This window comes from Candidatus Thiothrix sulfatifontis, assembly GCA_022828425.1.
Lineage (GTDB): Bacteria > Pseudomonadota > Gammaproteobacteria > Thiotrichales > Thiotrichaceae > Thiothrix > Thiothrix sulfatifontis.
Map to the genome: position 1 here is coordinate 3,590,772 of CP094685.1, position 24,537 is coordinate 3,615,308.

Genomic DNA, 24,537 nt, shown 5'->3' on the forward strand with positions numbered 1-24,537 from the left:
AAATAACACGTTTAGATAATACTAAAGTCGACACCATTGAGGGCAGAAACCCCATTCAATTCGGCAGCACTATCCATATTATCCAGCGTTGCGATTTGCTTACGACCAGTCAAGGTCGACCAGTTATCATCATACCACAACTCACCATTACCTGTACTGCTATTGAAAACCGCTACAACTGCATCAACTGCTGCTGCTGTTGCCGTACCAGTAATCTGCGTGGTAGTCCGCTCATTGCTCAAAATGTTCAAACCAGCAGCGATACCGGCAATTCCATTAGAAGTGCCGATAGCAGCCGTCGTCAGATTCAGCACGATAACGTCACCTGTCAGCCCTGGGGTAAAGTCAGTGATGTTAACAATACCATTGTGGAAACCATTCTCAGCGTAGTATGTCAGGTTGAAACGATCAACGCCTGCGCCACCCGTTAAGGTGACGTGACTGTTCGCATCCAGGAAGTCATCCCTCGGAATTCATCCGCACCAGCACCCAAATCAATAGTGTCATGACCGTCAGAGCCATACACTACATCTGCACCTGCGCCGCCGCTGATAGTATCATCACCCTCATCACCCCAGAGTTCATCGCCGTTGGCACCGCCGATAAGAACGTCATCGCCAAGACCACCGTACAATACATACGTACCATCAGTTTCAGCCGAAGCATTAAAAGTAGCATCCCCAGTACCGTAGAACTCTACCTGCAAGGTAGCACCAGCAGCAACTAAACTTTCTGGAGCAATGTACACGCTCGCGCTAGTACCATTATCGATAGCCAGAAACTCAAAGTTAGTCACATTGGCAAGGTCATTCGACGCGCTAGATCGACAGACGATCACCAACACATCACTACCAGCACCACCGTCAACCACGTCTGCACTGGTCAATGCAGCACCACCGAAAACATTATCCATGGTTACGACATCATCACCAGCACCAGCATTGATAGTGTCATTGCCACCACCGACAGTGATGCTGTCAATACCAGCATCAGTCGAGATAACATCGTCGCCATTGCTGACAGCATCGCCAAAGATAACATCTGACGCTGTAGAACCAGTAAAGGTCTTGGCCACCCGTACCCAATATAACCTGAGAAGCAAAACCAAAACCAACGCTAGTAGTTACGCCAGCACCATTAAAGACACTGACAGGGGCTGCACTGCCTTGTTGCAGTGTGAGTGCTTCAACGTTAACAATATCCGCGAGATCCAAAGCAGCCGCAGGCGTATTAGTCACGACCAGTCGGTCACTACCATTCGAGCCATCAACATCAGAACCTACCAGATTAGCAGCAGTCGAGTTGATAACATCATCACCCAAGGTTGTAGTATGGTCAGCATTAAGGCTATCCACCAAGTCAACATCAGCGTTTGGCGCGCTCAGCGTGATAGTATTGCCAAGAACCAAAACCGCATTCAAGGCTGCATCGAATGCAGCACCTGCTGAGCCTGCCGCTGGCGTAACTGTACCTTCTGTTGCGTTAATTTCTACCAAGCCAGAAGCAATCAATGCATTCAGTTCAGCAGTGGAAAGTACCAAGTTAGCGCCTTTAGTCAGGGTGATCCGTGCCAAACCTGTCATTTCAGCGCCAGTTGCTGGATTTTCAGGTAGTAGAGGTGGTAAAACAGGTGTAATCACATTAACCACATCTGAACGGCAAGAGAACCCACAATTGTCAGTTCACTATCCGCGCCATTACCATTGATGGTTTGCAGACTGTTTACTTGACCAACCGTCATGATGGCATGAGACTTCAGTACCGCATGCTCAATGTCGCCTGCTGCGTTGAACTGATTCGCCAGAATAGCCAGATTGGTTGTGCCATAGATAACCAACGTGTCGATACCGTCACCACCAGAAATCACTTCACCCACTTCAACATCATCACTGACCTTGATGCCTCCCGCCAATTCGTCCACGGAAACTACCCCAGACAAATCCAGATCACCGAGACCTGTAGCCGCTAACGCCGCAGCGAAACCAAAAGTTAAAGGTACACCAGTCGACAGATCAAACAAGTCAACACGCCCGTACCATCAATATCAGTAACTGATTGAACCGTGTAGCCGAGGTTATCGACAACATCCAGACTACCAACCACAACGATCACGTCGTTGCCAGCACCAGCCAAAACATTGTCAGTACCCAAACCGCCACGGATAACGTCATCACCAGCACCGGAACTGATGGCGTCATCATCAGTACCACCGTTAATGGTGTCGATACCAGTGCCTGTGTTGATCTGATCATTACCGCCACGACCATCAACCGTATTGTCGCCGTTACCCGCGTTAATCACGTCGCCGCCGCTGCTAGAACCAGTAATCGTGTCATTACCACGACCCGTGGTAACAGTGATGTTATCACCGAAGCTGTTGCCCAAGTTAATGTTATGACCACCAATAATATTAGCCTGAGTGGTAAGGTCAGTATTCAGAATATTACCGTCACTAGTAGCTGTAACCGTCGCATTGTTACCCATAGAGTTCAACACAGCAGAAAAGTTACCGGATACTGCATTGGCATTAACGCTCTGAATGCTGCTATTCAGGGCATTGCCTTGAACCACACCCAAGTTCACACTGGTCGTGTTCACTACACCAGTGGAAGTTGCCGCTGGTGAGCTAACCGTAATGGTTGTTAATGTGCTAGAGGTAATGCCACCAATAGTGACACCAGCCTCGCCAACAACCACATTGCCAACACCCAGCGTATCAACCAAATCAGTCACGGCTACTGTCAACGCTTCCACACCGTTCAGCGTAACCGCGCCAGTGGCATAAGTAACGCCAGCACTGTCTACGCCTTCGTTGCCAAACGCCAATGTGACGCTATCCGCATTGCCGGTATAGGTATTAGTACCAACAGATTCAACAACGGTTACACCATTGAAGTTGATGTCGAAACCATTGTCGAGTGTACCAACCCCATTGAAGGAAACCGTCGGTACACCACCGTCCAGTTCAACTGTCAAAATATCAGAAGTCTCAACAATCACACCATCGATATTGATTGCTTCAGAAGAGCCAATCATTTCTAAGGTTTCAACACCTTCAACCTTATCCAAATCAACGACTAGATTGTCAACGTCTCCTATGACAGGGGGTTGATCAGCAACCGCAAAACGCAGTGTTTCGATGCTAGTCAACTCCAATGGGTCAGTTTGATTAGCCGCAAACGTCGCACGTACCCGGTCAGTGCCGTCGGTACCACCATTAACCGTGTCGTTTTCGTTCAAGAGGTTACGGAAGTCAAACGTGTCATCACCCGTACCACCCGTTACCGTTTGGTCATGACCTTGTGTTGTTGCATCAGCACTCAAAGCGACCCAAACATCAGAGCTTTGCCCAGAAGCATCAACAGTCGCTGCTTCTAAACGGTTGTCAGCAACACCAAAACCAGTACCAACTGGAGTCTCTCCGAAAGCGTTTGCGAAATTATTCGCAATCACGAAGCTCTGCCCCGCAGCACCACCGCTCAGGGTAACGACACCCGTGTGATCAAGGGTTTTCACGACATCGACTTCATTGGTTTCGGAGTCAGTGTCAATAATGGTCAGATTTTCAACTGCGCCTGCATCAATCACGCCTGCGGCGTTTTCACCATCGGCATCCAGTGTAAAGCGGAAAGTTGGGTCAGTGTTGATGCCATCAGCAATGGTAACCACCACTGTTTCCGCAGCAGCGCCAGTACCCGCTGCGTCAGCCAAGTTGATGTCCAGCGTGTTATCGCCAAGACCATTGTCACCCGTCGTGCTGTGCAGGATAGTCACACCACCATTCGCAGCGACTGCATCCGACATTTCATTCAATTGGAATGTAACAGCGCCAGCACCGAGCTGCGACTCGTTACGCACCACAACGTTTTCCAACCCACCGATCACACTGGTGTCAGCAATCAGGGTAGCAGCAACGTCAGTACCTTGATAACGCATATCCAAGGTTTGGACATTGGTCACCGTCGCACCATTGTCTACTACCAAGTTAGCAGTACCACCATTGCCATCAAAGAATACACGCACCGTGTTAGCACCTGCACCACCATCAATGGTGTCATTGTCGGTTGCGCCACCAACGCGATCCAGACCTGTGCCTACGCGGAAGACATCATCACCGGCACCACCGGTCAGCGTGAAGTCGACGTTGTTGCCTGAAGTGCCTTCAACGTTGGCATCCATGTCACCTGACACGTCAACGTCCAGATTACCGGTAAACGCGCTGGCATCTAAGGTATCAAACGTGCCCGCCGTATTTTGGAAACCTGGAGCGCTATACACCGCTTCAGTTTGCGTACCATTTACAACACCGTTGAAAAGGTTAGCTACCCGCAGGTCTTGATCACCGGTAACGGTTAAGGTATCCAAGTCTTGAGCAAACAAACGTCCAACCGTATTCGCAGTCCCAACACTGTTGATGGTCAGGGATTCAATACCTTGATCTGCTGCACCATTCTCTTGAACAGTTAAAGCTTGGATTCTAGCATTGTCCAGCGTCATGGTACTGGCATCGGCAGTGCCACGCACGGCGGCATCAGTAAACGTGAAATCTAAACTACCTGCTTGAGCGCTGGTATTGTGCACACTCATCGCAGTCGGTACGGCAGTCATATTATTGATGGCAGCATTACCACCGAGATCATCGACACGCATCATATTGGCACTGGTGATACCGGTGGAGTCTTGGAGATCCAATGCCATAAAACCAACATCAAAGTTGACATTGACCGTTTCGATCTTAGACAACGTTGGCATAATGTTGAAGTCTAAGGTGTCGGCGTTATCTCCCAAGGTCGCGTTCAACACATCAGCAGTACCATCAGTACCGATCAGCGTGTCATTGTCTTGCAGGGAGTTAATGCGGTCATCACCACCCGGTGTGAACACTTGCGGCGCTTGGAATGTCGTGAACGTATCCGCAGGCGGCGCATCAACGTTCGCTGTCAATACAAACGTATCGCCTAAGCTGTCGTCATTGGTGATAGTGACTTGAGCGGATGCTGCGGTCGCGCTGATCGTGTTGCTACCGGAAGCATTCGCCAAGCTCATGCTGATGGTTTCGTCTGCTTCAATTTCAACATCGCCTTTAACCGATACCGTGATGGTTTTAGTGCTTTCGCCAGCACCAAACGTAACGGTCGCACCGGCTGGTGCTGGGTCAGTTGCTGTGAAGTCAGCCGCGTTGGCTGTGCCACCGAAGTTCACATCAACACTGGCTGCATTAGCGGTATCACCGGTGCGGGTAATGGTTACGGTGACATCCGTAGAAGCGCCATCATTGCCTTCAACGACAGTAGCCGTTGCGGTAGCAATGCTGAAAGCAGAAGTCGCAGGCGCTGTTGCACCGATAGTGCCGTCAGCGTTGACATCAGCATTCGGTGTGCCGAAGACAACCGGGTTAGCCGCTGTTGGTGGCGTAGCTGCACCCAGTTCGTTGATCAGTTGTGGGTAATCGTAAGATACACCGCTGTTGGCATCGAAACCGTTACCAGCCAGCTTGTAGTTAAAGGTGTTTGCACCCAACACGTTGATAGTAGCAGTACCGCCACCAGCCAAAGAAATAACCAATTGCAGTGAGTCAGCCGCCATTGCGCTGCTCACGATAGTGATGCCAGCCGTCAGCATCAGGGTGTTTGCACCTTGAGCATCAGAAATGTTGATGACTTGACCCCAGCAGACATATTAGCAGGGGTCAATACATAAGTGTCGTTACCAGCGCCAGCACCAACGTTCGCGCTGTCAGCTAGCTTGCAAAACGTTAAAATCATTACCTGAAGTAAAAGGCCATGATAAATCTCCTAAATAATCAAATGTTTAATTTAAGTTATTAATCTGTACAGGAGCTAAACCATCTACCTCCCATAGCCCTTGGACACTAGTTATACGATTGCAACATCGACTGCTGCAGGCGTTAGTAATGCCTTGCAGCTCAATAGTGATAACATCACCGTTGAGGTCAGGCCCGAAGTTGATCAGCGTTGAATTGGTGATCGGGTTGGTTTGCACCAAAATACCGTCAACGCCATCCAGTTGTGACAAGCTAGTGATCGCTGCATTAGCAGTTGCCAGATCAATACGCAGGCTATCGTTAGCAGCATCAAAACTGCCTAACACGACTTGAGTATTGTCAGCAGTTGCACGTGCGCCAACCAAGTCAAACGTGAAGATTTCATCCACAGCGTTATTGCCGGTGATGCTGGCATTTGCACCAGCGATACCCAGAACCACCAAGTTTTCAACCTGTGGTGCAACATCGTTATCAGTAATAGTGACGGTAGTAGCAGCCGCACCACCAATCGTACCGATGGATGGGTTAGAAATCGTGACAGTGAAAGTCTCAGCGCCTTCAACAATCGCATCTTCAACAATTTCAACTTGGATATCATGAGTAGTCTGACCAACTGCAAAATTGACAGTCGCAGTACCACCAAAGAAATCTGTACCCGCAGTCGCAGTACCACCAGCAACAGTTACCGTCAGGCTTGCTGCTGCGGATGCATCATCACGAGTAATGGTCGCAACCAATACTGTGCCAGCATCTTCTGCAACAGTTGTTGCGTTGGTAATCGTGAATACAGGATTGCTCGCTGGCGCATCATTATCAGTGATAGTGACCGTCGCAGTGGCCGCAGTGGCAGACACTGTACCGATAGTTGGGTTAGAGATCGCCACGGTGAAGGTTTCATCGCCTTCAACTGCGGTATCATCAGTCGTGCTGATTTCAACAGTCTTGCTCAGTTCACCTGCTGCAAACGTAATGGCAGTACCAACACCCGTGTAATCAGCGGCAGTTGCAGTGCCATCAGCCGTTTGCACAGTGATAGAAGCTGCATCGGTCGCATCATCACGGGTGATAGTAACAACCGCAGTACCACCTTCTGTAACCGTTGCGTTAGCAATGCTGAAAGTTGGGTTGCTCAGTGCTGCACGGAAGACATGATTCGGGTCAATCACGGTGAAGTTAGCAAAATCTGCATCCGATACGTTGAAAATGAACTGACCAGGTGTGGTTACATCAGTCAGATCCAACACCACTTTCTTAGGTGCAGAACCTGCACCCAAAGAAATGTTGATGCTTTCTGGGGTAGCTTGAGAAGCAGTACCGGCAGTGTTGAAACCATCCAGAATTGCGTCGTTCAATACCAGAGTCAGCACTTGCTCTTCTGTTTGGTTGCCAGTGCTGAACTTGATTTCGTTGATGTTCTTGATACCAGCCAAATCAGCAGCAGAGACGTTAGCTGTGTCGAAAATTTCCAGCACGTCAGTCGCAGAATCTTTACCATCAATCACTTGACCGGCATTCAAGCTATCTTCGTCAGCTTTGATCAAATCAACAGCCGCGTCAGACAACGTTAATTTGCCCGTCATGCCACGTACATCGAGGTATTGCAGAGTGCTGTCCATGCCTACCAAGTCACCGATAGTCAGGTTGCTGCTACCAGAGACATACAGTTTTTCCAGGTTTTGAACATTCAGTGCACCCACAACGTTAGGTGACATTGAACCCGCAGAGTCAACACGCAGTTTTTCCAGGAAATTCAAGCCTTTGTCTACTTCACCAATCACTAAGTTATCAACGTCAGCGTTGTTAATAGTGATAGAGCCTACGTCACCATCGCTGAAACCTGCCGCTGCTGGGTCAGTACCGTTGCTCTTTTTGTCCAACGTGTGTGCAGCAAAGTCAAACGTCATCGTGTTAGTGCTGGCAGACGTGTTGTTCAGAGTCATGTTCAGCGGAATGCTTTTCATGTCAGCGATAGTGGCACTGTTGCCTGAACCGCTGATGCGGTTAACGTTTACATACTGAACACCTTGTGAGTCTTGCAGATTCAATTCCATGCTGGAAACACTGCTAGAAAACTCAGCATTGATAGTACGTACATCAACCATTTTAGGGGTAACAACAGAAGTACCGTTGTCATTGGGTGTACCCAACGTTACGTCCAATGTTGCATTGCCGCCGGTACCGATCAGGGTATCTTCGTCTTGCAGGAAGTTAATACGGTCGTTGCCGTTCGGTGTATAACCTACAGGTGCTTTGAAGTAAGTGCCGGTGAGTGAGTCAGTATCAGCAGTCAACGTTACGATACCTGGGGTTGGTGCTGTATTGCCACCGACTAGCTTCACGATCACTGGGTCAATGTTCAGTTGCTTTTCGTTCAGATTGTCTTTACCAACACCACTCATGAAATCACGTACTGCGTCAGCAGCAACGTTACCAGCGTAAGCACTAACTTCTTTAGACTCATTAAGATGAGCAGTGAAAGCCTGTGCAATAGCTTGCTTGTTTTCCAAGATAGCTTTATCTTCGTTTTGCGCACCGTTCAAAACGTCAAGCATGACAGACGCAAGAGTGATCGCACCGCTCGCAATTTTACCTTCGTAAAATTCCAGACCTACCGCGTCTGGTTCACGCCCAAACAACTGCATGTAAATCTTTTCAATACGAGCTTTGATAGTTTCGCTACCGTATAAAGCTTGTGCTTCAGCAGAGTTACCGAATGCATCAATGATTTGAGTAAGATTACCATTCGCTTTGTCAAGGCGATCAGCCCAGTAAGCCAGACCTTCTGGGTCAGCAGGGCGGCCATAATATGCAATGTAAATATTTTGCACTGTGTCGTAGTATTGGTTCGCAGCCATTAGATTGCTCCTAATTGGTTCAAGTTCAAGAGATAAAATTTGCATTATCAAAACATTCAAGTCCGTCTGAGGTTTTGCTTCGCTCATCGACTTGGTATGAACTATACATAGGATTAATCTGCGAATATGTGACACTCATCACGATGCACAACATTTGTTTATGACATCAATACATTTAGCTTATTTTATAAGCAAAAGCATGGTGTGGTAAAAGTTTTATGCATAATGAATGGCAAGAAAAAGCTTAATTAATAACAAGAAATCATCGCTGAAACGATTGGCGGTTTCAGAAAAAACTGATACTAATCAAAGCCGATCAGGCAAGAAGAGAATTATGACTGAATTGTCATTGATCGAGTTGATGCTCAAACGTGATGCCGAGCGTATTGCCGAGGGGGAGATCAAACAAGGGGATTTCACGGTCTTGTGATTTGTCTAGGGTGTACTTGACGGCAATACGGTTACTATTCGTTATTTTTTTACTTAAACCAAGTTCCAAACGCGCTTGGGTTTGATTACGCACCCCCTCGCTGAACAACGCCCTGTTATAGGCATCATCGTCACGCTTATAAGATAGAGTAGCCCCTAGGCTAGGTGACCAACCCGCCATACTTTCACCATTCCAACTCCCGGACAGATCCAAGCCAACCCGACTACCGCCGGGGCGACTCCCTAGCGCGTGATCATAATTAAGCACTATACCAGTCGAAAGTTGCCCGCCTTCGGGCAATAATTGTTGGCGTTTGATTCCAGCATCCACAAAAACAGCATTTTGTTCGGCTTGTTGCGGGTAAACGTCATAACGCGCCCCAATACTTGCACGAGTATTCCGCACAACATCGGTATTTTCTATTGACAATACTTGGTGGTAAACCCCGCCAAGACTCGCTCGCGTATTGCCATCAGGGTCAGAGACTAGCGAAAAATGTGCCTCTTTAGCCGATTCATCCGCTTGCCACTGACGACCGGCAGCTAACCCCGTCATATTGTAATCCGGCTCATCGGGGTAGACTTGTTGCAATGCCGCCGCATAATCAGTGCCACCGTGAGTATTCATCACCTGATAAGTCCCCCTAACATTCACAGAAGAAGACGACAGCGGGCGACTGCGTTCGTCGACTTGCAAATTAACTTTTCCATCACCAAAAGGATTGTTGATACTCAAATTTTCATGGCGTGTACCCAGATTAACATTATCCAAATAGCCTATTGATGTGGATAATGTTATCTGTCCCTCAACTGCTTTATCAGGCGTGGAAGTACGTTGTTGCAACTGCTCAGGCAAGCAAACACCGTGCTGAAATAAGACCAGCCATTGTTGAATATAACGTTGTAATGAAACGTCCAATACGGAGGGTTCATTCATTAAACCCCTTAATTGATCACTCACCGTATCTAACGTTGCTTGATCACCGGCTTGACATGCCTGAGCCGCACTATCTAACCAGTATTCCACATCAATCGTTTGAACTGGCTCGGCCATAACAAATTTTGGCAAACTACACGTTAATAACAGCCCTAAACTTATCGCAACACTATACCGATATTGAAAACGAACCCATTGCATCAAGCTAACTCCCTGCTATTCAGATGGTTTTAACGTGTAAATAGCGACGCGATTTTCTCGACCTTTCAAAGCAATAGCCCCGCGACTCACCAACGGGTATTCCTGACGTAGGCACTCAACCGTCTGTTGACTGACCACCAGTGGCTCTTTGATTTCTCTAGCTAATGTTTGTAAACGTGCCGTAACATTCACCGCATCACCGATAGCGGTATAAGCGTGGCGGAAACGTGTGCCTAAATCACCGACGATAACTTCGCCAGTATGCACACCAATTCTGACCAACATTGGCTCGCCTTTCAATAAATCACGTTGTATTAAATTCTGATTAAACGCGCTGATGGCTGCTAACATATCAATAGCAGCTTGCACGCCTTTGTCTGCATGGTCTTCATTATTAAAGGGAGCATTCCAAAATACCATTGCAGCATCCCCCATGTATTTATCGAGAGTGCCTCCGTGCTTATGCACCACCAGCGTTAAGCATTCCAATATTTGTTGGGTTAAAGATGCAATTTCTTCCGGTGTAGAATATTCCGCCCGCTGCGTAAAATTGGCAATATCAGCGAACAGAATTGTCAAATTGCGACGGCTAGGAATCAATAAATCCGTGCGTCCATCATCCACCAGATGATCCACTAACGCGGCAGGCAAATAATCCTGAAATACATGCCGCAAACGCCCAGCAGCACGTTGTGCGATCCACCATTCAACGGGAATTTGAAAAACCAAGAAAAATAAAAACAACATGACTGGGTGAATAGGCAAAAACCATTGATAATCAAGCCACACCCAAAACCCCAAACCCAACCATCCAACAATCATTAATACGGTAACAGTCACAACTGCACTAGCACTGATCCCACCCATCAACATGGCATACAGTATAACCAGTCCTACAAAGCCTAAAAGCCACGAGCCTTTATCCAGAGAAAAACTTGGCGAATTACTTTTATTAGACAATAACCAATCTAAAAGCTGCACATGTACGCTAACACCAGGAACATTATTGTGTAGCGGAGTCGCTTGCTGATCACCTAACCCTGGTGCTGTACCTGCAAGAAAAACCATGCCATTTTTTAAACGACTGATATACTCTGAATCAACCTCACCGCGTAACACATCAATAGCAGGTATACTAATAATATAATCTTTATGAATTAAATACGGTATTCGCCACTTACCTTCATTATCGACCACAAGCGGCGAAGTAGAGCCTTCACCTAATAAATGACGCAATTCAAGTTGCCAACCGTTAGGATGTTCGGTAAATGAGAAATCATAGGGTTTATCTGCGTCTGAATAACAACGCAGCATCTCCAAAGCCAACATTGGAAAAAGACGATTTTGCCAGCGCACAAAAGGGTTAACTTGTGTAATCATTCCCTCGTTATTTTTAATTGAGGTAATATGTCCTACACAGCGGGCGCTGGATAACGACTCATTGTTACCGATGTAACCATTCGCCACTGGGAATATTGAGCCAAGGGCTGGCTCAGTTATCGCTAAACCAGCACTTAGGTGACCACTGAAAAAAGCATCTTCCGGGAGATTTTCTAAATCAAAGGCTTGGGCAAATACCACGGGTTTCTGCTGAGAAATAGCGAGCAGCGCCTGATTACCCTCGACATCTCGGTCATCAGGCATATACATATCCAATCCAACAACGCCAACTTCATACTTACTAAACAAAATTTTCAGTAATTCCGCGTAGCGCTGACGCGACCAGGGCCAGTCTTCACCATTTTTCTGTTTGCGTAACTCATTAATACTTTCAGCGTCAATCTGAACTACTACAACATAAGGGGAATGCTTATTGACAGCAACTCCCCATTGTTGATAAGCATTCCACAGACGCGTTTGCGTACTACTGTATAAACCACTGGGATTCCAAACAGACACTAGTAGCAGAACCAATATACCAACACCTAACGATGTCAGCCGACTTAAGTGAGGCAACCACCCTCGCACTTAAGAACACTCAGCCATCATCATTATTCGATTTCCCAAGTAATACCACCAAACGTATCTTTGTTTGTGTCAATGGATTTATAGAAACCATACGCTGCACTGTGAAGTGTTGTATTGTCTCCAGCAACTGCACCACGGATAACTGTAAATCTATCCTTACGATCATCGGTTAAAATCCCATCTTTAGACACAGTACCTGTAGCTGAGATGACATCATTGTAAATATCTGATGATAATTTAAACTCGGTTGCAAACACCGCTGAATCACTGTTCTCTACATTAATCCGCAATTTCGCATCGCTCACGGTTGCGGCAGTGTATTTCGTACCTTCTCGCACAAATGCTTCAGAGCCAACCTGTTTGAAAGCATAACTGGCAGGCTTTACAGGTAATTGATTAGTATAATTTTTCAAACGGGTTACTGCGTAATACGCATTTGAAGTAATCAACGCATATTCCTTATTAACTTGTTCACTTAAAGGAACCGCGCCAACACCAGATGCCGGATTCCAACGACCTATTTTGACCACAGGTGCTGCACTAACTGGCGGCAGCGTGGCGACAGGAAGTAACTTAGGTGCTGCAGGAGATATCTTAGGTGCAATGGTATCGCCACCCACATCAATAACAGACTCTGCCGGACCTGATACTGCTGGCTGCTGTATAGGTGCAACGGTATCACCATCAACGTTAATAACGGACTCTGTTGGGCCTGATACGGGCTGCGGCTGCTCCGCAGGGACAACGAATTGTGCCAATTCTACTGCTTTAGATAGCTGTTCAGCTTTGGCTGCATCAACTAGCGCTTCAACAGTGCCGCCTGAGATTGCAGCATTCACATTTCCTAACACGGTTGGTTTGGCTTCAGTAATTACCTGCGTCACATTCTCAAAATTGCTTACTACTGGAGGTGTTTTGGTAGTAGAGGTGTCGCTTGCCGTTTTAGTGTCGCTTGCCGTTTTGGTGTCGCTTGCCGTTTTGGTGTCGCTTGCCGTTTTGGTGTCGCTTGCCGTTTTGGTGTCGCTTGCCGTTTTGGTGTCGCTTGCCGTTTTGGTGTCGCTTGCCGTTTTGGTGTCGCTTGCCGTTTTGGTGTCGCTTGCCGTTTTGGTGTCGCTTGCCGTTTTGGTGTCGCTTGCCGTTTTGGTGTCGCTTGCCGTTTTGGTGTCGCTTGCCGTTTTGGTGTCGCTTGCCTCATCAGCATTTTCTGCTTCAGACTCAGAAGATTCGAGACGACCCAGTTGCGCAACAGGAACAAATGCTGGTTTAAATTGCCCCACCTTCAGTACTAACGCTAATCCACGTTGTGACTCAGAGAGAGATTCCGCACTATCTCCTCCACAAGGCCCAAACGCCACACGCTGACAATTGGCATTAAAACTAGACATCACAATCTCGCCAGAACTCAAACTAACATGCGTTTGCATATCAGTAGTTTTTACCGTAAATTCAGTTCCACGAATACCAATAGCAGCAATCGGTGTGTTGAGACGATAACGGTGCTTAGCTGCCTGCCCACCTTTACCTGTCTTACTGACTACTTCGCCATCGACTAGCTCAAGACGAATTTCGCTGGCGGATAGGTTCGCGGGATCAAAATAGTACTTTTCAATATCAAACACACTATTTGCACGAATTTGTTCGGTAGCGCCGTCAATCATACTCAAACCGACTTGACTTCTGTCGTGAACTATCAATCGACTGCCTTCGGGAATGTCCATCCCCTTAAAAATAGGCATAATGGAGCCGTCATCCGTCTGTAATTCTGCTTGCCCCACTAAAAACACTACTTTACCGACTGAAGCGCGTGATGAAACATCCATAGACTCGTCGGCACTTACTTGAGCAATAAAGATTGCTCCTATGACTGTGACCGCCCCTACGAGCGCTGATATGTATTTCATAATATTGATCTCCCAATGAAGCCCTAACTATTCCTCTGTTTCCTTGACTAACGATCCTTCGCCATGCATCGCTCGTTCTTCTAGTACTTCAGGTTGCAAAACCACTATTTTTCTTTTATCCCTCTTTATTATACCCTCTTTTACAAGCGTTTGCATCGCTCTTGATACCGTTTCGCGCGTTGTATTCACCATCCCTGCAATCTCCTGTTGTGTCGGCACATTTTCCAATGTCACTGTACTGGTTTCCGCGTGAAGATCAGGGGAACGCACCATCCTCGCCAACATCACATAGACCCTAGCGTGCGCAGAGGGAATGCTAAGCAACATCTGACGACCAGATGCCTGTCGGATAACTTGCGCGAACCTGATCAACAAGCGCTCAATTACAGACGGATAATTGTAGAAAAGGTTCAATGCATGTCGCTTAGATAAAAAAGCAACCACAGATTCTTTGACTGCAACAATAGAAGCAGAACGTGGAGCACCATCAATCACAGACAACTCGCCGAAATAATCACCTGTTTGAATAACGTGCAGAAAGACCTCTTTTCCCTGTAAAGTATAGTCTACCACGTGTAGCTGACCCGCCAACAGAAATAGTAACTCCCCATCTGTTGCCCCTTTTTGCAAAATAACATCGCGCTTTTCATAGCGGCGTACCGTGAGTTGTTTAAGAATAATGCCTAAAGCAACGTCATCCAACCCTTCCAGCAAGGAAACCTTACGTAACGATGCAACTGTTAATTTTGTTGGAGTCATATAAATATCAAATACTCATGCCTTGTAAAATATTGATCATGTCTTCCTTACGCGCCGCCCACGTTACTCGATGTTGAGGCGCAACACTCGCCATTCCCGAATCATCTAGTATATTAGTAAAAGTTATGTATTCTGCAAGTGCTAACCTTATTTCCTCAGTGTTTTCTGGCGTCACCAAACGTGCTAAGCCACCTGCTGCCTCCTGCATCGCTCCACGATTTGAAGTAATCACCGGCGTTCCAACTGACAGAGCCTCCAGAATCGGCATACCGAACCCTTCAAACAATGATACGTACACAAATACATGCGCTAATTTATACAAATAGGGAACGTCTTCTTCTGGTACATACCCTAACCAGCGTACATTTTCGACTGACTCTATTCTTCGTAATATATCGTCTGCTAACCAACCCTGCTCACCCACCAACACCAAAGGATAAGCCCTGCGCGATGCCTCAGGCAAACCTGCATAAGCATCCAATAAACGCATCAAATTTTTTCGTGGCTCAAAGGTTCCTACCGATAAAATGAAACGCTCAGGAAGACTGTATTTTGCGCAAATCAACACTTCTTGTGTGACACTTAAATTGTAAAAATGTTCACCAACAGCGGGACTCACTACAAAAATAGGCGGAAGAACCAAAGATTTCCCTAAAGACTTATTCACGTCTAACGCTGTAGCATTAGACACGACTGTAATGACAGTAGCACGCTGTACAGTAGCGGGTAAATATTTGTTTAAAAATCTAACACGATCGACAGGGTGACAATCAGGGTAATGGATATGCGATAAGTCATGAATCGTCAATATGCTTTTATAGTGCCAAAATTGGGGAATAACATAGTTCCCACCCCAAAAAACATAGTCCTGATAACGCCGCTGCCGATAATACAACCGGACTGACTGCCAATATCCATTAAGCTCCCTAATGTAAGGCACATGTTTCAATACTTTTTTCACACCGCCACTTTTGGGCAACGTCAACGCTTCCTGCACACTAGACTTTTCTGGAAATAAAAACACCAATAATTGTTGACGATTTAATATCCGCATCCCACAGATGCCCACCACATCATCGACTCTCTTATCACAAATCAACTCACGCAATAAGTAAAAAATATAGTTACCGACTCCCGTTCGACGGCGCAACAATGGACAAATATCAACCAGAAGTTTAATACTCATTAATTTATTGACGCCCTACTGCGTGTACTTCTGCATCGCCGCAGGCACGTAATTTTCCAACGGCAAACTCCCTCGATTCAGCCCCAGCTTGGTCATTTGCAGGTTCTGAATGCGCTTATCCACAAACGATAACGACTGCCGCCGCATTAAAAACGTGTACGGCTGATCGTCCACCATAATCCGCTCCGCTTGCTGCCACAACGGCATCCGCTCCGCCTCATTGACAGTTGCCCGCGCTTGGTCAATCAGCTTATCCAGCTCAGGGTTTTTATAGCTAATGCTGTTATCGCCATCGGTTTTCGCTTGGGTACTGTGGAACATCTGGAAAATGTCGGTTTCAATTCCACTCGTCCAGCCCAAGGTGATCGCATCGAAGTCTTTTTTATTCAACGACTCCAGCATCACCGGCCATTCTTGCGGGAACGGCTCTAATTTCACCCCGGCTCGCGCATACAAATCTTTCAGCAACAACACCATGCGCTTGGTATCTTCATTCGCCTCAAAGTAAGTCAGCTTGAATTCAAACGGCTTACCCGCCTGATCTTCCAGCAAACCATCGCCGTTGCGGTCTTCGTAACCCACTTCCTTCAACAGCGCCTGCGCCTTTTCCAGATTGAACTCCCACGGTTGCAAGTTGGAATTATGTTGCTTGCTGGTATTGCTGAACGGGCTAACCGCTGGCTCGGCATAACCGAGAAAAATATCCTGAATCACCCGCGACACATCGGTCAAATGCGACATGGCTTGGCGCACGCGCTTATCTGCAAAGCGCGTGGGTTTGCCATCACGCTCCTGATTCCAGCCGATGTAGCTGTACCCTGCCACGGGCGGCATGTATTCAAAATTATGGCTCTTATCCATAATTTGCACGTCATTTTTCAAACTGGCGTATTCATTCGGGCGAGCGCCATACGCATCAATCTGCCCATTGCGGTAGGTGGTCAAACGCGCACTGTCATTCTGAATAATTTTCCACAACACGCGGTTAAAGGGCGGCTGCACATCACCCCAATAACGCTCATTGCGCACCAACTCCACACTCCCCGCATCCGGTCGCCAGCCCTTCGGATCGGCTAAACGGTAAGGACCACTGCCCAGTAGTAAACCTTTGGATTCATTGAACTCTTGCGGCTTTTGCAAATACGGCTCATAAAAGTGCTTCGGCAAAATGCTCAAGCCGCCCGCCAAATCAAACGCCTCGAAGTATGGCTCTTTGTACACAAACACCACTTCGTATTTGCCATTCGCTTTGACTTCTTTGATTTTGTCGAGGTAAGCACGTTGACGCGGCGCTTTAATCGCCTCGGTCATAATAAATTGGAAGCTGAACACAATGTCATCCGCCGTCAGCGGCACACCATCGGAAAACGCCACGTCATCACGCATCTGAAAGGTAATCGTTAAACCGTCAGGGCCAACTTGCCAGCTTTTTGCGATCAGCCCTTCCCATGCCAGCGTCTCAGGGTTACGTGTCACCAAACTTTCCAGCACATAACCTTGCACTTCCGACGCATACGCATCGCCGGAAACCAGTGGTGTCAACGTTTTAAGGTTAGTGCCGAAGGCATCCACCGACCAATCGCCTTGTGCATAATCCGGCTGTTGTGTCATGACGTGAGCACGTTGGAAAGCGGGGGAAATGTCGGATGCTGCACCCGCGTCCGCGCTCTGCTGACGCACCACACCACTGGCTAAAGCTGCCCGCAATTCGCGAATGTCTTTCGCTTGTTCCGTCATGGTGGCTTGCACTTCGCTCAATTTTAGCCATTGCCGATCAATTTGGTACATGGTCAATAGCATCAACACAATGACCAAGGTGATCAACACATACAGCAAGCCGTTGGTGGCACTCGATCGTTTTTGCATACGCTTGTTCATTTACTGCATAATTCAGGGGATTACAGCATAACATTAACGCAACAGGAGTTCACATGGGTTTTCTGACCGGCAAACGCGCATTGATTACCGGGGTCGCCAGCGACCGTTCCATCGCCTACGGCATTGCACAAGCCATGCACCGCGAAGGCGCGGAACTGGCGTTCACTTACCAAAACGATAAATTGAAAGGGCGCGTGGAAAAATTCGCGGCACAATTCGGTTCGAGCATCGTGATTCCCTGCGAAGTGGCGGAAGATGCCAGCATTGACGCCGCCTTCCAAACCTTAGCTCAGCATTGGGATGGCTTGGATATTGTGGTGCATTCCATCGCGTTCGCTCCTAAAGAGCAGTTATCGGGCAGTATTGTGGATAACACCACCCGCGACGGCTCAAGCATTGCACACGATATTAGCGCTTATAGCTTTTTAGCACTGGCACGTTGCGCCAAACCCATGATGGCGGGGCGCAATGGCTCGATGTTGGCACTGAGCTATCTGGGTGCGGTGGCAGCGATTCCGAACTACAACGTCATGGGCATGGCGAAAGCGAGTTTGGAAGCGGGCGTGCGTTTCATGGCAGCCGATTTGGGGCCACAGGGTATTCGCGTCAATGCGATTTCCGCAGGGCCTATCCGCACCTTGGCGGCGTCGGGTATCGCCGGTTTCCGCAAAATGTTGGATCATTTCGAGAAATACGCCCCACTGCGCCGCAATGTGACCATTGAGGAAGTGGGTAATGCGGCGGCATTCCTGTGTTCTGATCTGGCATCGGGGATTACGGGCGAAATCACTTATGTGGATGGCGGTTGGAATATCCTCGGCATGTCAGGGTTGGGCGAGGAATAATGACAGCGGGGAATACTTGAACTAAACTCTTTACTTATGCGGGCGATAAGCTATATTTTGCCTAATATTGATAGTTCTGGAGTATTCCCCAATGTTTTTTACAACCTATCGTGGCTTACTGAAGCACATTTCCTTGCTGTTAGCCAGCAGCTTACTAATTAGTGCATGTGGCGGAGGGGATAATTCCACGACTACCGGACAAACCACTACCGGACAAACCACTACCGGACAAACCACTACCGGACAAACTGACGCATCCAACAGCATTGATAATGAAACCCAAGTAATTTCTCCTGCTCCCACTCCTGCCCCCACTCCTGCCCCCACTCCTGCCCCCACTCCTGCCCCCACTCCCATTCCCCCGCGCATACTCAATACGCGCGGAGCATTGCTTGACGGGCAACTGGTTAAAATCAACACCGTGCTCGACAGCACCGCCGCCATCAGCGATCCTTCCGCCAAAGCGCCCGCCGTTATCCCCGTGTATGACGTAAAACAATACCGCGTGACCTATCAGACTGTGGACGGCGGCGGCAAACTTACCACCGCCTCTGGCATCATCGCCGTTCCACAAAAATCAGCAGGCGCAAAAAGCCCGTTGCTGAGCTTCCAACACGGCACGGTTTTCCTCGACAAAGAAGCCCCCAGCAATGACACCGCCGCCACTTCCCCCGTTAATATCATTGCCTCATTAGGCTTTGTGGTCGTCGCGGCGGATTATGTTGGTTATGGCGCATCACGCGGTCAAGATCATCCCTATTTGCAAAAAACCCCATCCGCTGCATCGGTAACTGATTTCCTGACTGCCGCGCGACAATGGCTTGCTGAACAACGTCAGCCGCTCAATGATCAACTATTTTTGACAGGCTACTCCGAAGGCGGCTACGTCACCCTTGCCGCACAACAAGCACTTGAAACGGCGGGCGTACCCATTACTGCCAGCGTAGCAGGTGCGGGGCCATACGACTTGCAATATACGCTTGATGAACTGCTAAACACTAAAGCATTACTGGCAGCCGCTGGTGGTGCATTGGGTTTAAGCCGCCCTGCGATTGCTGCCAAATACCCCGGCAAAATCGACGAAGCCACCGTCGACCTGATCATGTACATCCTAGTTCCCAAAGAAAGCGATGTAAAATTCAGCAAAACTTTCTTAATGGATTGGATGGCAAACGACTACGCCACCATGAAAGCTAACAGCGTCTACGAATGGCAAGCCAAAACACCGACGCGCTTTACCCATGGACGCGACGACACAACGGTACCGTTTGGCAATGCCACCCGCGCCTTGGAAGGAATGCGGGCAAAAGGCACGCCCGACCTTGATCTAACGGAATGCATCGCAGCCCCGTCTGACCACACCAATTGCATCAAGCCTTACGCGCAAACCATGTTGCAATACTTCGGTGGCTTTGCACGGGATTTGTAGAAAGGCGTTTATCTTAGGAGGAAACTAGCGCATAATATCTGGTTTCCTCCTCACTCTGAAGCCCCATGTCCCCAGAAACAAACACACCTCCCACGTTCGCCGAATTCGGTCTTGCCGCCCCCGTGCTGCAAGCCGTCCTAGACCTCGGCTATGAAACCCCGTCAGCCATTCAAGCTGAAACCATCCCTTACCTGCTGGCAGGTCGCGACGTCCTCGGACAAGCGCAAACCGGCACAGGTAAAACTGCTGCATTCGCCCTACCCCTGCTCTCACGATTGGACATGAGCAAGACCGGGCCACAAATTCTCGTCCTCGCGCCGACCCGCGAACTGGCGATTCAAGTTGCCGAAGCGTTTCAGAAATACGCGGGCAAACTCCCCGGTTTCCACGTCATGCCGATTTACGGCGGACAAGATTACCGCACGCAATTCCGCCAACTCGAACGCGGCGTACAAGTCGTGGTCGGCACACCGGGTCGCGTCATGGATCACCTGCGCCGGGGTTCACTCAAACTCGACGGCTTGCAAGCACTGGTGCTGGATGAAGCTGACGAAATGCTGCGCATGGGCTTCGTCGATGACATCGAATGGATCATGGAGCAAACCCCGCCGCAACGCCAAATTGCGCTGTTCTCCGCGACCATGCCACCCGCGATTCACCGCATTGCGCAAAGCTATTTGACTGACCCTGCCGAAGTCAAAATCAAGGTTAAAACCACCACCGCCGACACCATCCGCCAGCGTTACTGGTTGGTCAGCGGCTTGCACAAGCTCGACGCGCTGACCCGCATCCTCGAAGCTGAACCGTTTGATGCCGTCATTCTGTTCGTGCGTACCAAAAATGAAACCGTGGAACTGGCGGACAAACTGCAAGCACGCGGTTACAACGCGGTCGCCCTCAACGGTGACATTGCGCAAAACGTGCGCGAACGCACCATCGACCAGTTGAAGAAAGGCAAAATCGACATCCTCGTCGCCACCGACGTAGCCGCACGCGGCTTGGATGTGGAACGCATCAGCCACGTTATCAACTACGACATTCCGACCGACACCGAATCCTACGTTCACCGCATCGGTCGTACCGGGCGTGCGGGACGTAGCGGCGAAGCGATTTTGTTCGTATCCCCGCGTGAACGTCACTTACTGCGCAACATCGAACGCGCTACCCGCAAACCGATTGATCTGATGGAATTACCCTCCACTGATGTCATCAACAATATGCGGATTGCGCAGTTCAGCCAACGCATCACCGACACGCTGGCAGAAGAAGGCTTGGATTTCTTCTCGCAATTGCTGGAAGTGTACGAGCGCGAACACAATGTTCCGGCACTCGAAATTGCGGCGGCACTTGCCAAAATGCTGCAAGGCGATTCGCCCTTGTTGCTGGAAGAGCGTAAAAATCACCCGGCTTTCAACCCAAATGCGGCGCGTGAACGTGAGCAAGAACAACGCCCCGGCAAGCGCAAATCCAACGCTGCCAACTCCGCGTTCAGCAGCGACGACGACACCATTCCAATGGAACGTTTCCGCATTGCGGTTGGGCGTTCGCACGGCGTCAAACCGGGTAATATCGTCGGTGCGATTGCCAATGAAGCAGGCTTAGACAGCCGCTACATCGGTTATATCGAAATTCAAGACGATTGCAGCTTGGTCGATTTGCCTGCCGGAATGCCGAAAGACATTCTGCACGAATTGCGCACCGCTCGCGTCGCTGGGCAATTGCTGAATATCGAACCAGCGGGTGAAGCGGCAGCGGATTATTCCCCCAACAAACCCAGTAGTGGCGGTCAACGCCGTGACCGTGGTGGCGATGACCGTCGCCCGCCACAACGTCGCGATGGCCCACCGCCGCGCCGTGACGGTGGTGGTGCAGCGCGTGGCGGTGATCGCCCCGATCGTCGCCCACGCACTGAAAAGGAACGTGCCCCGTTTGCAGGCGGTGACAAGCCGCGCTTTGCCGACGAAAAACCCAAGTTCAGTGCTGACAAGCCGCGCTTTGCCGACGAAAAGCCCAAGTTTGGCGGTGACAAACCACCGGCACGCAAGCCTGTCATCAAAAAAACAGGCACACCGAATAAGGGAAAAGGAAAACCAGAAAATCTTTAATCCCTTCTAAACATGAAAAATTTAGAGCAAATCGCCCATTCGACGATTTGCTCATTTTAGGGGTAGTAAAGCCTTACGCTGTGGCTCGGCACATACGTAACGTATACCTGAGACAATATTAGCCAAAACAAGTTCACCCTCATCTGACAATAAATCCAATGTCGGCACATTGCCATCGTCCAACGTCAATTTAACCTTACCTTTACTAGCCTCGCCCGCATACGCCTCAACCCGCAACGCATCGGCGGATTGCCATTTTTGCAGCAAGCCCGCTGCACTGGCATTGAAACCGGCGGGTAATGACACCGCTTTCACCGTGCGTCCTTCCGGCACGAGTTTATTTGCCACCAGGCTTGTCGCCTCCCCCGTCAGCAAACCAAATACCGCTTCCGATACCAATTTGATCTTGCCATCATGCAACAGGTAACGCTTGCGGGAAATGGGATTTTCCGCCCCAAATACCAAGGTTTCAGCATTGAAAGCGAGGCTAACACTGCCCGGTTCAAGCCCGTATTGCTTGAGGTCTTTGCCTGTCGCGTCATAACTGGCGGTCACGGTTTCATCCAAGAGCGTAAACAATTGGCTGATGCGGGTAGCGTTAGCATCAACCTGTTTCGGCGCAAGCATTCGCCAACGCTCCCCGGCGCGTTCCAGCCGAATCACTTCCGGCGTGGCACTCCCCAATGCGCGGGTAATCGTCACGCGGGTAATATCCCCCCGCGTCAGGCGCAATAAAGTGTCGGGCTGGGCAGCCGGTTGCTGCATTTGCCACCACGCTAACGCCCCCAAGCCTCCCACCAGCACTAACAGCGCAAGGTTCAGCACCCAACGCCGCGTTTGTGTCACATTACTCATCTCAACGTCTCCGTCTGCGCCACCAAATCCACAAACCTGCCGCCAATAAGCCCAGCGGCAAGACAAACAGGAAGAACGTACCCAACACCGCACCGCTGGTTTCGCTCAACGCCAATTGCGTATCAGGGGCGCGAATCACCGGGACTTTCAGCAAACTGTCATCAGCACTCAACCAGTTGAAAATATTGCTGGCAAGATCCAAGTTCGCCCCCTGCCCAATGAAACTGTTCAGCATGAAATCGCTATCACCCATCACGACAACCCGCTGTTCGCTTCGACTGCGCTCAGCGACCGTTTCCAACTGCCGTACCAAACTCACGCCGAGCGGCACTGGCCCCGGCTGATCATCGCTGCCCTCGTCGAATTTCACCGCGCCTTCCAATACCCCGCTGCTTTCCAACCAACTCGCAGGCAAGGTGTACAGAAACTCCTCTGCTTGCCAGATAAGAGCGCCATCTTTTGTTTCGGCTTGCGGGTCACGCGCCACCATCGTTGCAAACGGAAACACGGTTTGCTTGCCTGCCAGTTTGCTCACCAGCTCCGCTTTGCCGTAATCGACCACAGGCACGACCGCAGGGTGATTAATTCCCAACATCGCCTGCAAATCTTCATTGGCATCAATCACCGTGCCGGTGTGGATTTGCACACCCAGCAATTCCTCCAGCACTTGCAGTCCGTGCAAACCACCGGGGTCTTGCAACCACAACAAATTACCGCCTTGTTCCACATAGGTTTTCAATACCGCGACTTCACCGGGCAAGAAATCCTGTTGGGGCGCGGCAATCACCGCAAAACTGGCATTCTGTGGAATCGACTGCGTGCGCACCAGATTATGCGGTTGCACCAAAAATCCGCTGCGTTGCAACTGCGCCACCAATTGCGACATGCCGGTGGATTCTGATGACAAGGGTTGGCGTTCTCCATGCCCTTCCAAAAACACCACCAAACGCTCACCGCCCCGACTCATGCGCTGAATCGCATTGCCGATGGTTTGCTCACTGGCAGAATCCATTACCTCGCTGCGTTCCCCCAAATGAATCGCCAACTGCCCGGAATGCTCAATCCCATCTTGCTGCGCCCGTGCGGGATCAAGATCAGGGTTCACAAATTCCAGCGTGGTATCCGGCTTCACGCGCTGGTATTTCGCCACCAAATCCTTCACTTGCGTCTGCAAGGTCGGGTTATCGGGAATGTAGGCAATAAACGCCAACGGCTGATCCAGATTTTTCAGCAACGTCTGCGTCGGCGCAGACAGGCTATTGCGACCACTTTGCGTCCAGTCCGCCACAAACGTAAATTCGCGACTCAAAAAACCCAACAGCCCAATAATCAGCACCAATAACAGATAGAAAATAGCATTGTGCAGCCCAATCCAACGGTGGGAAGTTTTATTCATTTTCATTG

General features: G+C 49.3%; 17 protein-coding genes. 3 read left to right on the plus strand and 14 right to left on the minus strand.

Going from position 1 to position 24,537, the window contains the following annotated elements; genetic code table 11:
* Positions 1-11 precede the first annotated feature (11 nt).
* The 12 genes from L3K52_18010 to L3K52_18065 all read right to left on the minus strand — a co-directional run bounded on the left by L3K52_18010 (position 12) and on the right by L3K52_18065 (position 17,887).
* Positions 12-314: a hypothetical protein gene (locus L3K52_18010; protein ID UOG92059.1), complete on the minus strand. Its 303-nt coding sequence runs from the start codon at positions 312-314 to the stop codon at positions 12-14.
* Positions 315-427: 113 nt separating this feature from the next.
* Entirely contained in the window at positions 428-913 is a 486-nt protein-coding gene (locus L3K52_18015) for a hypothetical protein (protein ID UOG92060.1), read from the minus strand.
* Positions 914-989: 76 nt separating this feature from the next.
* Positions 990-1,640 carry a hypothetical protein gene (locus tag L3K52_18020; GenBank protein ID UOG92061.1) on the minus strand — a complete coding sequence of 217 codons (651 nt, stop codon included), beginning with the start codon at positions 1,638-1,640 and terminating at the stop codon, positions 990-992.
* Positions 1,637-2,020, minus strand: a complete 384-nt coding sequence (locus L3K52_18025) for a hypothetical protein (GenBank protein UOG92062.1) — start codon at positions 2,018-2,020, stop codon at positions 1,637-1,639. The genes L3K52_18020 and L3K52_18025 overlap by 4 nt, the downstream gene beginning before the upstream one ends.
* Positions 1,990-5,622: a hypothetical protein gene (locus L3K52_18030; protein ID UOG92063.1), complete on the minus strand. Its 3,633-nt coding sequence runs from the start codon at positions 5,620-5,622 to the stop codon at positions 1,990-1,992. Before L3K52_18030 ends, L3K52_18025 begins: the two co-directional genes overlap by 31 nt.
* A 189-nt stretch (positions 5,623-5,811) precedes the next feature.
* A complete protein-coding gene (locus L3K52_18035; GenBank protein ID UOG92064.1) occupies positions 5,812-8,640 on the minus strand; it encodes a DUF4214 domain-containing protein in 2,829 nt (942 codons plus the stop codon).
* 346 nt (positions 8,641-8,986) lie between these two features.
* A complete protein-coding gene (locus L3K52_18040) occupies positions 8,987-10,006 on the minus strand; it encodes a hypothetical protein (GenBank protein ID UOG92065.1) in 1,020 nt (339 codons plus the stop codon).
* Between the two features lie 216 nt (positions 10,007-10,222).
* A complete protein-coding gene (locus L3K52_18045; GenBank protein UOG92066.1) occupies positions 10,223-12,121 on the minus strand; it encodes an adenylate/guanylate cyclase domain-containing protein in 1,899 nt (632 codons plus the stop codon).
* 77 nt (positions 12,122-12,198) lie between these two features.
* Positions 12,199-14,076 carry a FecR domain-containing protein gene (locus tag L3K52_18050; protein ID UOG92067.1) on the minus strand — a complete coding sequence of 626 codons (1,878 nt, stop codon included), beginning with the start codon at positions 14,074-14,076 and terminating at the stop codon, positions 12,199-12,201.
* Between the two features lie 27 nt (positions 14,077-14,103).
* Positions 14,104-14,835 carry a Crp/Fnr family transcriptional regulator gene (locus tag L3K52_18055; protein UOG92068.1) on the minus strand — a complete coding sequence of 244 codons (732 nt, stop codon included), beginning with the start codon at positions 14,833-14,835 and terminating at the stop codon, positions 14,104-14,106.
* 7 nt (positions 14,836-14,842) lie between these two features.
* Positions 14,843-16,021 carry a glycosyltransferase family 4 protein gene (locus tag L3K52_18060; protein UOG92069.1) on the minus strand — a complete coding sequence of 393 codons (1,179 nt, stop codon included), beginning with the start codon at positions 16,019-16,021 and terminating at the stop codon, positions 14,843-14,845.
* Positions 16,022-16,036: 15 nt separating this feature from the next.
* Entirely contained in the window at positions 16,037-17,887 is a 1,851-nt protein-coding gene (locus L3K52_18065; protein UOG92070.1) for a peptide-binding protein, read from the minus strand.
* A gap of 65 nt (positions 17,888-17,952) precedes the next feature.
* On the opposite strand from L3K52_18065, the gene L3K52_18070 reads away from it, so the two are divergent.
* The 3 genes from L3K52_18070 to L3K52_18080 all read left to right on the plus strand — a co-directional run bounded on the left by L3K52_18070 (position 17,953) and on the right by L3K52_18080 (position 22,278).
* Positions 17,953-18,744 carry an enoyl-ACP reductase gene (locus L3K52_18070; protein ID UOG92071.1) on the plus strand — a complete coding sequence of 264 codons (792 nt, stop codon included), beginning with the start codon at positions 17,953-17,955 and terminating at the stop codon, positions 18,742-18,744.
* Positions 18,745-18,835: 91 nt separating this feature from the next.
* Entirely contained in the window at positions 18,836-20,173 is a 1,338-nt protein-coding gene (locus L3K52_18075) for a prolyl oligopeptidase family serine peptidase (GenBank protein ID UOG92072.1), read from the plus strand.
* A 65-nt stretch (positions 20,174-20,238) separates the two neighbouring features.
* Positions 20,239-22,278 carry a DEAD/DEAH box helicase gene (locus tag L3K52_18080; GenBank protein UOG92073.1) on the plus strand — a complete coding sequence of 680 codons (2,040 nt, stop codon included), beginning with the start codon at positions 20,239-20,241 and terminating at the stop codon, positions 22,276-22,278.
* A 51-nt stretch (positions 22,279-22,329) separates the two neighbouring features.
* Here the strand turns inward: L3K52_18080 and L3K52_18085 are convergent, their stop codons facing one another.
* Together L3K52_18085 and L3K52_18090 are read right to left on the minus strand one after the other, a co-directional pair.
* Positions 22,330-23,133, minus strand: a complete 804-nt coding sequence (locus L3K52_18085; GenBank protein ID UOG92074.1) for a DUF4340 domain-containing protein — start codon at positions 23,131-23,133, stop codon at positions 22,330-22,332.
* 1 nt (position 23,134) lies between these two features.
* Positions 23,135-24,535 carry a GldG family protein gene (locus L3K52_18090; GenBank protein UOG92075.1) on the minus strand — a complete coding sequence of 467 codons (1,401 nt, stop codon included), beginning with the start codon at positions 24,533-24,535 and terminating at the stop codon, positions 23,135-23,137.
* Positions 24,536-24,537 lie beyond the last annotated feature (2 nt).